The organism is Mesobacillus sp. MER 48 (assembly GCF_023714225.1).
Taxonomy (GTDB): Bacteria; Bacillota; Bacilli; order Bacillales; family Cytobacillaceae; genus Mesobacillus; species Mesobacillus oceanisediminis_A.
Window position 1 is genome coordinate 1 of sequence record NZ_JAMAUR010000014.1, and the last position, 15,967, is coordinate 15,967.

At 43.6% G+C, this 15,967-nt stretch carries 18 protein-coding genes; 17 read left to right on the forward strand and 1 reads right to left on the reverse strand.

From position 1 onward, the window contains the following. Positions 1-392: 392 nt before the first annotated feature. The 11 genes from M3593_RS22755 (at position 393) to M3593_RS22805 (ending at position 8,977) form a co-directional block, all read left to right on the forward strand. Positions 393-635 (forward strand): hypothetical protein, encoded by a 243-nt coding sequence (locus tag M3593_RS22755; RefSeq protein ID WP_144480178.1) that lies wholly within the window; start codon positions 393-395, stop codon positions 633-635. After that, the gene (locus M3593_RS22760) at positions 589-1,491 is read left to right on the forward strand and encodes a GNAT family N-acetyltransferase (protein WP_251544937.1); all 903 of its coding nucleotides are present in this window, start codon (positions 589-591) and stop codon (positions 1,489-1,491) included. The genes M3593_RS22755 and M3593_RS22760 overlap by 47 nt, the downstream gene beginning before the upstream one ends. A 121-nt stretch (positions 1,492-1,612) precedes the next feature. After that, entirely contained in the window at positions 1,613-2,059 is a 447-nt protein-coding gene (locus M3593_RS22765; RefSeq protein WP_251544938.1) for a DUF5381 family protein, read from the forward strand. A gap of 13 nt (positions 2,060-2,072) precedes the next feature. Beyond that, positions 2,073-2,717 (forward strand): coiled-coil domain-containing protein, encoded by a 645-nt coding sequence (locus M3593_RS22770; protein WP_251665140.1) that lies wholly within the window; start codon positions 2,073-2,075, stop codon positions 2,715-2,717. Between the two features lie 171 nt (positions 2,718-2,888). After that, positions 2,889-3,416, forward strand: coding sequence for a YceI family protein (locus M3593_RS22775; RefSeq protein WP_144480170.1), 528 nt, complete (start codon positions 2,889-2,891; stop codon positions 3,414-3,416). A 739-nt stretch (positions 3,417-4,155) separates the two neighbouring features. Next, the gene (locus tag M3593_RS22780) at positions 4,156-5,364 is read left to right on the forward strand and encodes an MFS transporter (RefSeq protein ID WP_483308944.1); all 1,209 of its coding nucleotides are present in this window, start codon (positions 4,156-4,158) and stop codon (positions 5,362-5,364) included. A gap of 54 nt (positions 5,365-5,418) precedes the next feature. Beyond that, positions 5,419-6,522, forward strand: a complete 1,104-nt coding sequence (locus tag M3593_RS22785) for an AI-2E family transporter (RefSeq protein ID WP_144480166.1) — start codon at positions 5,419-5,421, stop codon at positions 6,520-6,522. Between the two features lie 445 nt (positions 6,523-6,967). Next, entirely contained in the window at positions 6,968-7,105 is a 138-nt protein-coding gene (locus M3593_RS22790; RefSeq protein WP_251544941.1) for a hypothetical protein, read from the forward strand. A gap of 144 nt (positions 7,106-7,249) precedes the next feature. Next, entirely contained in the window at positions 7,250-8,242 is a 993-nt protein-coding gene (locus tag M3593_RS22795) for a DUF3231 family protein (protein ID WP_251544942.1), read from the forward strand. Positions 8,243-8,445: 203 nt separating this feature from the next. Beyond that, on the forward strand, positions 8,446-8,583 hold the full coding sequence (locus tag M3593_RS22800; protein ID WP_251544943.1) for a hypothetical protein: 138 nt from the start codon (positions 8,446-8,448) through the stop codon (positions 8,581-8,583). A 142-nt stretch (positions 8,584-8,725) separates the two neighbouring features. Next, positions 8,726-8,977 (forward strand): hypothetical protein, encoded by a 252-nt coding sequence (locus M3593_RS22805; RefSeq protein ID WP_144480160.1) that lies wholly within the window; start codon positions 8,726-8,728, stop codon positions 8,975-8,977. Between the two features lie 73 nt (positions 8,978-9,050). Here M3593_RS22805 and M3593_RS22810 read toward each other — a convergent pair whose 3' ends face one another. Next, the gene (locus M3593_RS22810) at positions 9,051-10,055 is read right to left on the reverse strand and encodes a DUF3231 family protein (RefSeq protein WP_251544965.1); all 1,005 of its coding nucleotides are present in this window, start codon (positions 10,053-10,055) and stop codon (positions 9,051-9,053) included. Between the two features lie 171 nt (positions 10,056-10,226). Between M3593_RS22810 and yiaA the strand changes: the two genes are divergently transcribed. The 6 genes from yiaA (at position 10,227) to M3593_RS22840 (ending at position 15,874) form a co-directional block, all read left to right on the forward strand. Beyond that, positions 10,227-10,697 (forward strand): inner membrane protein YiaA, encoded by a 471-nt coding sequence (gene yiaA / locus M3593_RS22815; RefSeq protein WP_144480158.1) that lies wholly within the window; start codon positions 10,227-10,229, stop codon positions 10,695-10,697. Positions 10,698-10,715: 18 nt separating this feature from the next. Next, positions 10,716-11,171 carry a PaaI family thioesterase gene (locus M3593_RS22820; protein WP_251544944.1) on the forward strand — a complete coding sequence of 152 codons (456 nt, stop codon included), beginning with the start codon at positions 10,716-10,718 and terminating at the stop codon, positions 11,169-11,171. 924 nt (positions 11,172-12,095) lie between these two features. Then, the gene (locus tag M3593_RS22825) at positions 12,096-13,199 is read left to right on the forward strand and encodes an ABC transporter ATP-binding protein (RefSeq protein WP_251544945.1); all 1,104 of its coding nucleotides are present in this window, start codon (positions 12,096-12,098) and stop codon (positions 13,197-13,199) included. After that, a complete protein-coding gene (locus M3593_RS22830) occupies positions 13,196-13,999 on the forward strand; it encodes an ABC transporter permease (protein WP_251544946.1) in 804 nt (267 codons plus the stop codon). The genes M3593_RS22825 and M3593_RS22830 overlap by 4 nt, the downstream gene beginning before the upstream one ends. A 1-nt stretch (position 14,000) precedes the next feature. Continuing rightward, on the forward strand, positions 14,001-14,804 hold the full coding sequence (locus M3593_RS22835) for an ABC transporter permease (protein WP_144480150.1): 804 nt from the start codon (positions 14,001-14,003) through the stop codon (positions 14,802-14,804). Continuing rightward, positions 14,801-15,874, forward strand: a complete 1,074-nt coding sequence (locus tag M3593_RS22840; protein ID WP_251544947.1) for an ABC transporter substrate-binding protein — start codon at positions 14,801-14,803, stop codon at positions 15,872-15,874. The genes M3593_RS22835 and M3593_RS22840 overlap by 4 nt, the downstream gene beginning before the upstream one ends. Positions 15,875-15,967 lie beyond the last annotated feature (93 nt).

Consider the following 15,967-nt stretch of genomic DNA (forward strand, 5'->3'; position numbering starts at 1 on the left):
CAACAAGATAAAACAGCTAATGAAAAACCTTCCAAACGGTATTTGGAGGGTTATTTGGCGTGCCTTCAAAAGTATAACACGGAAGAACAAATATTTTAATAAGAAGTTCTTGACTCCTATTAGCTGGCTTTGTTGGACAAGGACTGTCATCTAAAGCCGGACCATTTGTTGTGCATCAAGATCATGGCGTATTAATGATAGTGCAAACTCTAATGTTCAAATGGCATAAATTCTTATGGCAACAATAACAGCATGCTAAAAATCATATGAGATTTAGCATGCTGTTTTTATTTTTTTCACTGTTTTAGACCGGTTTTTTAAAAAAATATTCTGGATGTTATTTTTACATGATGGTTTGTTAGAATTTTCTTGGGAGAAAGAGGTGTGAACCGGTGTTTAAGCGAATAAAATATACGACCAAACAGAAGAAGGATCAGTCTTTAGTCTATTTTACCCTATCAGGTTTTATGCTGTTGGGAATCATGGTGGCTGGGATCATGGAAGGGGTAGACCGCAGTATGGCGGTTCCGCTTGTTATCATGGTTACATCCTTTATTGTGGGGATTTTATACAGATGGGGTGCTGCTTGTGAGGAAAATCGGGAAACCGTGGATCAAATTAAAAGAGGGAATTGATGAAGATGATTATGAAATAGTCGGCCAACTCCAGGAGCGATGCATCGAACATGACGGTACCGCTTTGAAGCTGGAACTTGATTATAAACTTGGCGTAATCGGGAATGAAAAAGGCATTCAGGCAGTGAATGAATTCATGTACTTTGATGGGGAGAGGCTGATTGGATATATTGGCATTGGCAGCTTTGGCGGCCCATGGGAAGTAAATGGGATGGTCGATCCGGAGTATCGGCGCCAGGGGATTTTTTCAAAATTGTTTGAGCTTGTTGTCGGCGAATGGAAACGCAGGGGTACTGGAAGCATGCTGCTGTTAAGTGATCGCAATTCGGCCGCGGGGCAAGGGTTTATTGCCGGGAGTGGAGCACAATTTAAGCACTCGGAATATGAGATGTTTTTGAAAAATGAGGCGCTTGGCTTTGCGACAGAGAAGCTGGGAGGTCTCGCTTTCAGGAAAGCGACGAATGCGGACGCGAAGGAAATCGCCAGGCAGAATGTGATTTATTTTAACGATGACGAAGAAAGTATCGAAGCCGAGGATGTGATTCTTCCAGAGGAAGAGGAAAAGCGGGGGATGACTTCGTACCTTGTTGAAAAAGACGGACAAATCATCGGGAAAGTGAATCTTCAGCTGACCTCGAAGCTTGGCGCGATTTTTGGCCTTGGCGTACTGCCTGAGCACCGCCGAAAAGGATACGGACGGGCACTTTTATTGCTGGCAATCGAAAAACTGAAAGAGGCAAACGCAGAGGAAATCATGCTGCAGGTAGCGGCAGACAATTCCAATGCGCTTAACCTTTATAAATCATGCGGTTTTGAAGAGACATCCACGATGGATTATTTTGAACTGAGATCGTAAAAGCATCCGCCTTCAAGATGAGGGCGGATTTTTTGCTATAGAAGTTGTGGAAAATTTTTGAAAATGGAAGGATGAGAGTTTATAATTTTCCTATAAATGTCTATGGGAAGGTGGCAAAAGTATGAAGGTAGTGATGAAGCGGAGAAGGCTGGTTGTAAAATTTTTAGCGTCAGCGGTTTTCGCAGTTCCGGGTTTGCTGGCATTGTTGTTTGGCGTCCTAAATCTTAATTGGATTTTGATAGCATTTGGAATCGGGTGTTTGTTCTTTGTCCCGATTTTCATTCGTGCGACGATTTATTTAATCAAGCCGAAAGTGGTTTTTGTAGTTGAGGATGGATGGATCAAATCAGACCTGGAATCGGCAGAGATTAAGTCAATTAAAGGCTTTTACCATTTCTGGAGAGGGTCATCGAGCTACCTTGGATTATTGAAAAAAGATGATACCGAGGTGAATATTGAGCTTTTCAACATGGTAGAGCCTGAAGATTACTCTGATGAATTGAAAAAATACATTCCTCAAGTTGATCCGAATTGGGAGGACGCAGAAGAAGTCACTATGAAATTTTAAAAAGGCAATTGGGGTGAAAATGGTGGGCGGGAAGAAAAATTACGTAACCTCAGTACTCATTATTTTATTGGTCATCACAGTGATTGCTCTTTTGGATTATGCCAGAACAGCAGATTCGGCTTCGAGGTTGGCGGAGGACAAAAAGTGGTTAGAAGAGAAGGTTGCCAGTCTGGAAAAAGAGGTCGAAAACCGGTTGAGGATTGCGGATGATCTGAAGAATGAGAATGATACTTTGGCCGGGAATCTTTCAACCTTGGAGGATGAAATGGCCGCAGCGCAATCCGCTGTTTCATACCAGGACTTTTTGGATGCAATGGAAGTTGTTGAAGCATATAAAGCGGCCGGGAATATTGAAGAAGTGATGGAATTAATAATGCATCAAAATTTCATAGGTTATGGCACTTTTGATGGTGCTGGCAATTGTCCATGCACTATTACTTTTAAATATCGTACTCATGATTGGAACCCTGGTGTAGTCCTGGACCTTAGCGAGTTTAATGTTGAAAAAAGAAAAATTGTCCTTACTTATCTTACCGTTGACGATTTGGAAAACAATTATCAATTCGTCATGTCAAAAGGCGGGGGCTTTTACGATATGACGGAAAAATGGAGGATCGAGGAGATCAGGCTGAAAGGAAAGGAGGGAAAAGCATTATAAAATTTGATAAACAGTAACTTTAATTCTGCTAAAAAAAAATGTTGATAAGGTATTGACAGTCACCTTGAATTCATGATAAATTTATCTCGAATTAAAAATAATTAGTTTTGAGATATTTTTTTAGAATCATATCTCGAATTCGAGATAAAAACAAAACAGGGGGAATTTATAATGGCAAAATTTGTAGTAGACCAGGCGCACTCAGCAATCGGATTTGAAGTGAAACACATGATGGTATCAAAAGTAAAAGGACAATTCGGCTCTTATACAGCTGATGTTGAGGCAGCAGACCTGGCAGATTTAACAACAGCTTCAATCACATTCAAAATCGATGTTGCAAGCATCGACACACGCAGCGAGGACCGCGAGAACCACCTGAAATCAGCAGACTTCTTTGATGTTGAAAACTACCCAACAATTGATTTCAAATCAACAAACATCACTCGTGATGGCGACGATTACAAAGTAACTGGCGACCTGACAATCAAAGACGTAACAAAGCCAGTCACATTCGATGTCGAATACGGCGGCAAAGGCACAAACCCATGGGGCGTCGAAGTATACGGCTTCGAAGCAGAAGCAAAAGTAAACCGCGAAGACTTCGGTCTTACCTGGAATGCAGCACTAGAAACAGGCGGCGTTCTGGTTGGTAAAGACATCAAGATCAAAGTAGAACTAGAAGTAAACCCAGCAGCATAATTTCGATTTGGAAACCGTTCATGAGATACTCTGGACGGTTTTTTTGTTTGTCTGGGGGGTGGGAGATCTTGACAGGTTGGAGAGCTGGGGGTGCGAAGCTGTCAAGAAAACTAGTTGATTTTGACAGGTTTGGGTGCTGGGAGTGAAAAGCTGTCAAGAAAGGGAGTTAATCTTGACAAGTTCGGGTGCTGAGGGTGAAAAGTTGTCAAGAAAACGAGGTTATTTTGACAGGTTTGGATGCTGAGGGTGAAAAGCTGTCAAGAAAGGGAGGTAATCTTGACTAGTTCGGGTGCTGGGAGTGAAAAGTTGTCAAGAAAACGAGGTTATTTTGACAGGTTTGGGTGCTGAGGGTGAAAAGCTGTCAAGAAAGCGGGGTGATTTTGACAGGTTTGGATGCTGGAAGTGAAAAGTTGTCAAGAAAACGAGTTGATTTTGACAGGTTTGGGTGCTGAGGGTGAAAAGCTGTCAAGAAAGCGGGGTGATTTTGACAGGTTTGGATGCTAGAAGTGAAAAGTTGTCAAGAAAACGAGTTGATTTTGACAGGTTTGGGTGCTGATGGTGAAAAGCTGTCCGAAATAAGTCGAAGTTCGGACAGGTTTGGCGTGCAACGAAGAAAAGCTCTCGGAAGTAAGCCGGAGTTCGGACAGGTTTGATGGGTAACTGCCCTAGGAAAAACTCACCTTGTTAAAATTCCGAAAATTCGGTATTTTAATGTTAAAAGAGAGAGGCGGTGATGGGTTTGACTCGTTTGTTATGGACTTTATCGTTTGCTCAATTTCTGGCAATGCAGGTGTGGTTTAATTTTTCTGCGGTGATGCCGGTTGTGGAGAGGGAGTGGGGGTTGTCCTCGACGCAATCGGGAATAATCGTTGGTTTTTTTCATATTGGCTATGTGGCGGCGGTGTTTTTTTACAGCTTCTTGAGTGATCGTTATAATCCGAAGTACTCGTTTATGTATGGAGCTATGATCGCTGGGCTATCGGGTATTCTTTTTAGCGTTTTGGCGCAAGGGTTTTGGTCGGCTTTATTGTTGCGATTTATTTCGGGGGTGGGGATTGCGGGGATTTATGTGCCGGGAATGAAGATTGTCGCGCAGACTTCGAGCGACCGGGCGCGTGGGGCGGCCCTGGGACTTTTTGTTGGCTCGCTTGTGGTCGGCTCGGGATTTTCGCTGCTGGTTTCTGGCTTGTTCATTAATCTGGTGGGCTGGAAGGGCGTTATTTTCATAACTTCATGTTCTGCAATCCTTGCTGCTTCGCTTATTTACTTTTCAAGGATTCCGGAAAATATCCATATTCATAATCAGCGTTTGAGTATGGCGCTGTTAAAACGGGTCCTGACCAGAAGGAATTTGCTGGTGAATATCAGTTACACGGGGCATTGCTGGGAGCTTTATGCGATGTGGGCGTGGATTGGGCCTTTTATGGTGTATTACTTCCAGACCCATAGTGTCGCGAATGCGATTTCGGTTGGCAATTTTATTGGAGCGTTTGTGGTGATGATTGGCGGGGTTGCCAGTTTCATTGGGGGCAGGATGTCTGATTCGTTTGGCCGGTTAAAATCGATCAAATTGTTCATCTATATCAGCATCGCCTGTTCGCTGTCGATTGGTTGGCTGACACCCACAAGCATGTGGATTTTGCTTCCGCTTGTTTTCGTCTATGGATTTACCATCATCGCCGATTCCCCAATCTATAATACGATGATTACAGAAATATCCGAGCCGGAAATCACAGGGATCGCCCTGGGAATCCAATCTGTTCTCGGTTTTAGCGCAACGATTTTTTCACCGATGATTTTTGGGATGCTGCTCGATTATTTTAATTGGGGGATTGCATTCACGACGATTGGTGTCATGACGATCATTACGCCAATTTCCATTTCGATGCTAAGGAAGAAATTGAGTGTGGAGATCGAAGCTCAAAATCGAGACATCGATATACATTAGCTCTGAATTTTGCTATAATTTTACCAAAATAATCTAAGGCAAGAGGTACATACATTGAATAAATCGAAAGTGCAGTTTTGGCTGATTCAAATTTTGCTTATCACGTCCATTATTTATGTTTCAACGAAGATATCCTTTATGTTTGAACCAATCGGAATCTTTATCTCGACTATCTTTTTTCCAATTTTGATTACCGGTTTTCTCTATTTCCTGCTGAATCCGGTGGTTGACTTTCTGCAGCGCAAGAAGGTTCCGCGAGTGCTTGCGATCTTGATTATTTATGTGGTGTTCGGGGCGCTTCTTGTCCTGGCAATCGGGAATCTGGTTCCGGCGGTTTCCAAGCAGGCCACCGAGCTTGCTAATGACCTTCCTGAATTCGCCAACAAGACGACTGATTATTTCTATGATGTAGTTCGTTCTTCTGAGTTTAAAAGCTTCAGGGATGAGCAGCGGGAAATGATTGATACGGTGCAGGAGCGCTTGATAGAGTATGCGAATACTTTGCCAAACAAGCTGACGAGTGGCTTGAAAGGCTTCCTCGGCGTCGTTACCAACATAGCAATTATTCTTGTGACCGTGCCGTTTTTACTATTTTACATGTTCAAGGATGGACACAGGTTCCCTCAAGCTGTGTCAAAGTTTATTCCGAAAGAGTACCGTGATGAGGGGCTGAAGATCCTGAAGGAAACGGGCGAAACCCTGTCTGCCTACATCCAGGGACAGGTGACAGTTGCTTCGGCGGTTGGGATTTTGGCTTTTATCGGCTATATGATCATCGATTTGCGCTATGCGCTGATCATGGCTTTGATCGTCGCTTTTACAAATATTATCCCGTATGTCGGGCCGATTATCGGCGGAGCGCCGGCCGTGCTGGTTGGTTTCTTCGATTCACCGACGAAGGCGTTGCTGGTCGTAGTGGTCATCCTGGTGGCTCAGCAAATCGAAGGAAACCTTCTTTCTCCGTTGATCCTTGGTAAAACACTGGATACCCATCCGGCAACAATCATCATTATTTTACTGGCTGCCGGTAATCTGGCCGGTGTCCTGGGAATGGTGCTGGCTGTGCCGACATATGCGGTCATAAAAACAATTATTTTGAATCTCGTCAGATTTTTACGGGCGAGAAAAAGAGCAAGTATTTCCGTAGATGTGAAATGATGCTGTTCAATGGGCGATAGGGCTGTGTTTTGGCCGCTATCGCCTTTTTATACAAATCGGGGGGCTCTATATGTCAGAAGAAAATAGAGAGCGGTTGAAATTAAAGGAGCAGCGGAAAAATCCAGGTGCCGCCCTTAACAACGCGTGGGCACGAGCGGTTACAGGCTCCCCAAGCAGTGGGTGTCTGGTGAATATCATTTCGGTCGTGATGGTTTTGGGTGTGGTTTTATTAATCCGGGCGTGTTCGCAGTAGGAGAGGGTGTAATATCAGAGCCTTGGTCAGTTTTATACTGTTGCTTATAGGAAGTCTGCTTATTGGCGTAACGGTGGAGGATTCATTGATTGGAAATTGTATTGTAAAAGGAATCGGTGCCCTTTGCATTATCGGTTTTTTAAAAATCGTGCCTCGTAAGAAAGATAGCTTACCCTGAAAAGCAGGGAGTGAGTGAAGGCTATTATTATTTATACGAATGGGTTGTATTCCTCACCAGAGGATTCGACCTACTATCAAGTCAACGGAACCATCACACGCCTGTCTTTTTGGCTTGTAGAGATTGCGATGCTTGTAAATACTACTCTCTAAATATGCGTTGGCCGGGGAACTTTCTATATAGGAGGTTCCTTTTACTTCGTTTATTGGGCAGGAAAAACCGGTACGAGAATGAATGGATTTCCATTTTTGGGGGAATTTAAATGAAGTATCTTCTAAAGAAAGGAAGTTATTTCAGTGGACCAAAATAGGATGACATCAGCGGAAATAACGAATTTATGGATTCATTATATTCGTGAAACAATGTCAATTTGCGTCTTAGAATATGCATTGAAGTGTGTAAAAGATAAGGAAATAGTTTCAACTCTTGAATTCGCTATGAAGTTATCAATTCAACATATTAAAGATCTCCAAGATTTTTTCAATAAAGAAAACTTTCCGATTCCTCACGGTTTTACCAAAGATGACGTGAATTTAGACGCTCCTCCATTATTTTCTGAAAATTTTTGGTTAATATATATTTATAGTATGTCCATGCATGGATGTTCCTTATATCCAATGGCATTTAATTCATCGTCAAGAAAAGATGTAAGGGATTTTTATTACAGATGCTTAAACGAAGCAATGGATCTCTATAACATCACGGTTGATATTCTGCTATCAAAGGGTTTATATGAGAAATCACCCTATTTTTCGACTCCAAAAAAAGTAAGTTACATAAAAGATATCAATTATGTGACGGATGTTATTGGGAAACAGAGACAACTAAATACAATTGAAAGTGGAAACATTTTCTTTAATCTGAAAAAAACGATATTGCAAAAGGGACTTATGCTGGGGTTCAGTAAAGTATGTAAATCAAATGAAGTACGAAAGTTCATGGAAAAGGGTATGCAAGTAACCAATAAACATATTGGGTTATTTTCATCACTCTTGCAAGCAAATAACCTTCGAATTCCTCCGAGCTTGGATTCGGAGATAACTGATTCTTCGATTGCACCGTTTTCAGACAAACTAATGCTGTTTCATGCAGGCAGCCTATTTAATATGGCAGTATCCTATTACAGTTATGCTGCGATTACCAGCATGAGAGCTGATTTAATCGTTCATTGTGAGGTAGCAATTTCCAGAGACCTTAAAGTGTTATCACAGTTTGCCCGACTCCTGATTAAAAATGGCTGGCAAGAAGAGCCACCTGTTTCAGATGACCGTCAAAAAACAGAGTGTTGACAAAAAAACTGACAGGGCCTCTTTATAAAAGCTGACTTTTAATATCTAGAGGATGGTCCATTTTTTAGTAAGGTATTTCCGTTTTTCAATGCTGCTTTACATTAAATAAATGTAAATAATAAGATGGGATTTCTGAAAAAGGGGATCCCTCGGGAATCGAGCGTCGTGGTTTATTTTTTAAATGCATTGGAGGTCTGTATGATTTGAGTGAAACGAAAGAGGAGCTTAAGCAGCAGTTGAGTGTGCTGACGGCTCGCAGGGATCGGATGCAGAAGAATCTTTATGAGGTGGAGAAGGAGATTTCGGAAATCAACAGTAAACTGGCTAAGATGAAAAAGTGAAAGAATTTGAAATGGAAGGGAAGCTGCCGTTAAAGGTGGCTTCCTTTATTTTTGTGGACTGAAGTGTGTACCTGTCTATTCTAATATTTAAATCGTGAATAAAATATCGAGAGCATTTTTTTAAAAGGGAGGGGTGATGTAAATGGACAGGGAGATAACGAATCAAACGTATTCCAACCGTGTGTTGAGGGCGGAATTTGACGACAACTGGGAGACGACGATTACGGAGACTGGCTATGTTAAATATATCGCGCTGAAGAATAAAGCGTCGGTTGAGCTGATCCTTTCTGATGGTTCAAATAGGCTGGCTCTTTTCCCGAAAAACGGGTACATCCTGGTAGGGAGCGGAGGAACGAGCCATTTCAGTAAGCCGCATGTCACGATTCAGCGATAGAGATCAGGGCCGGGTTGAACCTGAATTTAAAGCGATAAAAAATGTCCAACCGATACGGAAGGACATTTGATCGTTAATTTTCACCCGAGAGTTCTTTTCGATTTGGCGCTAGCGGGGGTTGTTCCAGCCACTTGTGCTTTTTCATGATATCAAACCACTTTTTGGTCACCATTATATTTTTTAGGATGATGCTTTCGTACGTTGTGACTAAATCCGTCCGCATGGCAGATGCCAATCCTGTTCCGTAGTAGACTTGCGAGGCTTGGAACAGGAATCCTGTGTGATACATCATGAGCTTGTCTGAAAATGGGGAATCTGTAGAAGTTGTCACTTCTGTTTCCCATGAACGGGGAACTGGCAAGTTATCATGATGCATAATGCTGGTAAACTTTTGGATGTGCTGGTCCGCGGTTTTCTCTGATTCCACTAGGAACTTTCTGACTTCTTTTGATTGAGCCACTTGGCTAAAAGCAATCGAAAGTGTTTTGGCCATAATATTCTTCTTGATGTTGAAAGAAATGCTGATCACTTCCGTGGCAGATAAACATCTTCCTTTTCCAAAAATTCCATCGGTAAAATCTTCACTCTCAATAAAGCTAGGGTTTTTATCAGGATAAAATAGAGGATCTCTCTGGAAATTGCCTTTTTCAAGCAATAGTTCAATTGTCTGGTGATACATGTTCTTGGCATCGTTATCACACGAATCATAGAATTCCCGTAAATCTTTTCTGACTGATACGCTTAGTGCGGTGGTGTGCCCGATCAATCCGTGCAATGTCATGATATGTAAATAATTCAAGCAGAAAATATCAGAGAACAGCCTGTCAGCCCCGATATTGATATCATTTTCACCAAACCCGATTGGAACAGGAAACCCTTCATTCTCGATAAATTCAGTGAGCTGCGTCTTTTGTCGTGCGAATGTACTGATTGCGTCCTCAAAGATGCCCTTTATTGCCTCATCTTCAATGATGGAAATCATATATCTGTTTACAGTATCGATCATTGTCCCGTTTACATACTCGCCCCACAAGGAACCTATCTCAGACGAAGTAAGCTTTACTTTGTCATTATCCATATTCTCACCTCGCAACGTATTATCTCCTCTTTTGGAATAAATATGATTTTTTCCTGTCCTTACTGTAAAATCACAAATTTGAGAATTTTATCTATTATTTGTCATAAATTTCTATATAATAAATTTATGCATAAGCACTATTTTTATAGGTAAAAGAGGGGGAGAGCAACAATGTCTAATGATCAGGAGATTTTATTGAATAAAGGCGAGCAAAGTAAGCCGAAGGTAAGAGTGGAAAGGAAAGAGGGAGAGCCGACTTCGGCGTTCAAGGGGGCTTCCTGGGCGGCACTCGTGGTTGGAGTATCTGCTTATTTGATCGGATTGTTCAACGCAGCGATGGAGTTGAATGAAAAAGGCTATTATTTTGCTGTTTTGATATTTGGACTTTATGCATCAGTATCATTGCAAAAAGCGGTCCGGGACAAGGAAGAGGGAATACCGGTTACCAGCATCTATTATGGCATCAGCTGGTTCGCCCTGATCGTATCGATTTCATTGATGGCCATTGGCTTGTATAATGCAGGAAGTATCGTCCTAAGCGAAAAAGGATTCTACGGCATGTCATTTGTGCTTAGCCTATTTGCAGCAATCACGGTTCAGAAGAATATCAGGGACACACAAAGAGCAAGAGAGAGGGACTGATTTTAAGGGGAGGCCATTGTGAAGAAAAGAATTGACGAATACCAAATCCATGACAAGCACTATAAACAAATTTTGGAGCGGGTAAAAAACGACCCATACGCGCAGTCATTAGGCATTCAGTTAACAAAATTCGAAGCTGGCTTCGCGGAAGCAGTGCTCGATGTGCAAAGCCATATGGTCAACGCACACGGAACCGTCCATGGCGCGGTGATTTACGCATTAGCCGATCATGCTTTTTCCGTAGCCTGCAATGCCTATGGGAAAACATCGGTAGGGCTATCCACCACCATCCAATTCATTGAAGCGGTGAAACCGGGAGAGAGAATCGTGGCAAGGGCGACAGAAACAAGGCGGAACTTCCGGACAGGATTCTACAGAATCGAGATTTTTCATGGAGAAAATCCAGTAGCTACCATGGAAGCCGTTGCTTATCGGAAAGATCAATATTTCGTTGAACTCGAAGATCAGGAGTAATCGGGTTTATTTTGTTTGAAGCTGTCATTTAGGCAGCTTTTTTGTGTGGGATTTTAAGTCTTATTGGATTTTGACAGGTTTGATGGTGAAGGAGGAAAAGCTGTCAAGAAAAGGTCAGGATTTTGACAGGTTAGCGTTGTTAGGAAGAAAAGCTGTCAAGAAAAGGTCTGGATTTTGACAGGTTAGCAGTGTTAAGAGGAAAAGCTGTCAAGAAACGCTCGTAATTTTGACAGGTTAGCAGTGTTAAGAGGAAAAGCTGTCAAGAAACGCTCGTAATTTTGACAGGTTAGCGGTGTTAGGAGGAAAAGCTGTCAAGAAAAGGCCTGGATTTTGACAGGTTAGCGGTGTAAGGAGGAAAAGCTGTCAAGAAAAGGTCGTGATTTTGACAGGTTAGCGGTGTAAGGAGGAAAAGCTGTCAAGAAACGCTCGTAATTTTGACAGGTTAGCGGTGTAAGGAGGAAAAGCTGTCAAGAAAAGGTCTGGATTTTGACAGGTTAGCGGTGTTAGGAGGAAAAGCTGTCAAGAAAAGGTCGCGATTTTGACAGGTTAGCGGTGTAAGGAGGAAAAGCTGTCAAGAAACGGTCTGGATTTTGACAGGTTAGCGGTGTTAGGAGGAAAAGCTGTCAAGAAAAGGTCGTGATTTTGACAGGTTAGCGGTGTTAGGAGGAAAAGCTGTCAAGAAACGCTCTGGATTTTGACAGGTTAGCGGTGTTAGGCGGAAAAGCTGTCAAGAAAAGGTCTGGGTATTGACAGGTTAGCAGTGTTAGGAGGAAAAGCTGTCAAGAAAAGCCCGTAATTTTTCGGCCATTGTATTTTCCTCGCCCTATTGTATAATTATTTCGAATGCCAAATTACTTATTTATTTACCAAGGCTTTTAGGCCTTTTTTTATTGGAATGAAGCAAAATGAGAAGGGGGTTCGATAATGAGACATTCTACGATAATTCAATTCAACAATGTAACAAAGCAATATGACAATGACCCGCCAGTTCTGGACGATGTTAGTTTTGAGATTGAGCGGGGGAAGTTCTATACACTGCTGGGGCCGTCGGGCTGTGGGAAAACGACGATTCTTAGATTAATCGCTGGTTTTACGGAGGCGACGTCTGGGGACATCTTTTTCAATGGAAAGAGGATCAATGATCTGCCTGCGAATAAGCGCCAGGTGAATACGGTTTTCCAGGATTACGCGCTGTTTCCTCATTTGAATGTGTTTGAGAATGTGGCGTTTGGATTGCGGATCAAAAAGATGAAGAATGCTGACATTGAGGCGAAGGTGAAGGAAGCCTTGCAGTTTGTGAATTTATCAGGCTATGAGACTCGAGAAATCCGTGAGATGTCCGGAGGCCAGCGCCAGCGTGTCGCGATTGCAAGGGCGATTGTCAACGAGCCGGAGGTAATCCTGCTGGATGAGCCTTTATCGGCGCTTGACCTGAAGCTGCGGACGGAGATGCAGTATGAGCTTCGCGAGCTGCAGCAGCGTCTTGGCATTACGTTCATTTTTGTCACGCATGACCAGGAGGAAGCGCTCGCGATGTCGGATGAGATTTTCGTCATCAACCAGGGGAAAATCATGCAGAGCGGCAGCCCTACGGATATTTACGATGAACCGATCAACCGTTTTGTCGCTGATTTCATCGGTGAGTCGAACATCGTCAAAGGCACGATGATTGAAGACAATCTCGTCGAGTTCACCGGCAAGCGTTTCGAGTGTGTCGACAGGGGCTTCAACCCGAGTGAGCCGGTTGAAATCGTCATCCGTCCTGAGGATCTTGAGATCACGAAGACGGAGAATGGCAAGCTTCAGGTAAAAGTCGATTCCCAGCTGTTCCGTGGCGTGCACTATGAGCTGAGCTGCTATGACAACGAGGGCAATGAATGGCTCGTCCATTCTACTAAAAAAGCGGCAGTGGGTGACCAGATTGGACTCTATTTCGACCCTGAAGCGATCCACGTCATGCGCCTTGGCGAAACGGAAGAGGAGTTCGATGCGCGTCTCGAAGCATATGAGGATGGAGAAGTGAAATGAACACGAGACTGACACGTTCATGGTACACGCTGCCTTATACACTCTGGATAGTGTTTTTCGTTATCGCGCCTATAGTGCTTGTAGTCTACTATTCATTCCTGGACATCAACGGTGATTTTTCGCTTGTAAACTACCAGAAGTTCTTCACGCCGGTCTATTTGACGATGACCCTGAGCTCCTTCTGGTACGCATTCTTGATTACCTTTTTCTCATTCTTGGTTGCTTATCCAACTGCCTATCTTTTAACAAAAACAAAGCATAAACAGCTCTGGCTGCTGCTGATCATTGTTCCTTCATGGATCAATCTTTTGTTAAAAGCGTACGCTTTCCTGGGGATTTTCGGGACATACGGCATCAGCAATCAATTGTTGGAAGCAATCGGGATTGGCACGCAGCAGATCCTGTTCACCGATTTCAGTTTTATTTTCGTATCGGTCTATATTTTTATCCCGTTCATGATCCTGCCAATTTTCAATTCGCTGAATGAATTGAATCCGACGCTGATCGATGCGGCCAATGATCTGGGTGCATCAAAGTGGACGACATTCACGAAGGTTATTTTTCCGATGACGATTGAAGGGGTAAAATCAGGGATCCAGGTCACGTTCATTCCGGCTCTGTCCCTCTTCATGCTGACGCGCCTGATTGCCGGAAACCGTGTCATCACGCTTGGTACGGCGATCGAGCAGCATTTTCTTGTGACGCAGGACTGGGGAATGGGTTCGACGATTGCGGTATTCTTGATCATCATCATGTTTGCCATCATGGCTGTTACTGGTACTAGAAAGAGAGGTGTGTAAGGTGGAGCGAAAAACATCTAAACTAGCGAACGTATTCTTGATGATTGTATTCTTCATTTTATACGCACCGATCTTCTTCCTGATCTATTACTCATTCAATAGCGGCGGAACGATGTATCATTTCGAAAGCTTCACGCTTGATTGGTATAAGGAATTGTTCTCGGATGTGCGTTTGCTGATCATTGTGCTGAATACACTGGTCGTCGCCTTGCTGTCCGCGCTGTTTGCGACGATTATTGGTGTGATCGGGGCACTGGCGATCCATGAGGTAAAAAAACGATCCATCCGCAATGGGCTGCTGTCATTGAACAATGTCCTGATTGTCAGTCCGGATGTCATCATCGGGGCCTCGTTCCTGATTCTGTTCACCATTTCCGGCTATAAGCTCGGATTTTATTCGGTGCTGCTGTCTCATATTGCTTTTAGCGTGCCGATTGTTGTCTTGATGGTACTGCCAAAGCTTTCGGAAATGAGCTCATCGCTCGTGGACGCTGCGAGGGATTTGGGAGCAAGCACCTGGGAAGTATTGACGAAGGTCATCCTGCCGTTCATCTCGCCTGGCATCATGGCTGGCTTTTTCATGGCGCTGACCTATTCACTGGACGATTTTGCCGTGACGTTTTTCGTGACAGGCAACGGCTTCAGTACACTGTCCGTCGAAATTTACTCGCTGGCACGCCGCGGAGTATCCCTGAATATTAACGCGTTATCAGCATTGTTATTCCTGTTCACCATCCTGTTGGTCGTGGTCTACTACTTCATCACGCAGCGCCAGAAGCTGAACGCAGTGGGGGTGAAGAAATGAAGCAATTAGTCCGCGTGTTCATCGCGATTGCCATCGTATCAGCACTGCTGCTTGTGGCGATTTCGAAGCTGAATGACACCCAGGGATACTCAGGCGACAATACGTTGACAATTTACAACTGGGGAGATTATATCGACCCCGACCTCATCAAGCGCTTTGAAAAAGAAACAGGCATCAGCGTCGTATATGAAACATTCGATTCGAACGAAGCGATGATGACGAAGGTCAAGCAGGGCGGAACATCGTATGATATTGCTGTCCCTTCCGAATATATGATTGAAAAAATGCGGGAAGAGGACCTGCTGATTCCGATTGATCATTCGAAGCTGCCGAATTTGAAAAATATCGACGAACGCTTCATGGATCTACCCTTCGATCCCGACAATAAGTACTCGATTCCTTATTTTTGGGGAACAGTTGGGATTGTGTATAATCCCGAATTGCTGGACGGAAAGGAATTTAAAAGCTGGAATGACCTCTGGGACCCTGAGCTAAAAAATGAAATCCTGTTAGTCGACGGAGCCCGCGAAGTCATGGGTATGGGCTTGAACAGCCTCGGCTATTCCTTAAACGATACAAACAAAACCCATCTCCGCGAGGCTAAAGAGAAGCTCGACACCCTGACGCCGAACATCAAAGCCATCGTTGGCGATGAAATCAAGATTTTGCTGGCGAATGAAGAAGCACCGATTGGCCTCGTCTGGTCCGGAGACGCAGCAGACATCATGTCTGAAAATGAAAAACTGGATTATGTCGTACCGGAAGAAGGCTCCAATCTCTGGTTCGATAACATGGTCATCCCGAAGACAGCCAAGAACGTCGAGGGGGCGCACCAGTTCATCAATTTCATGCTGGATGCGGAAGTATCTGCTCTCAATACTGAATGGGTGAGCTACTCGACGCCGAACAAAGCAGCACTTGAGTTCATGCCAGAAGAGATGGTGACGGATGAAAGATTCTATCCATCGGCAGAGCTGACAGAGAAGCTTGAGGTCTATGAAAATCTCGGCCAGTCAAACCTTGCTTTTTACAATGAGTTGTTTTTAGAGTTCAAGATGCATAGGAAATAATGAGGAGCCCTGACTTTTTGTCGGGGCTTTTTTCGAGGGCAAGAAATACATGCAGTTTTTAGGCAGTCCTTTTTCCTGCTAAGTACATTCCTG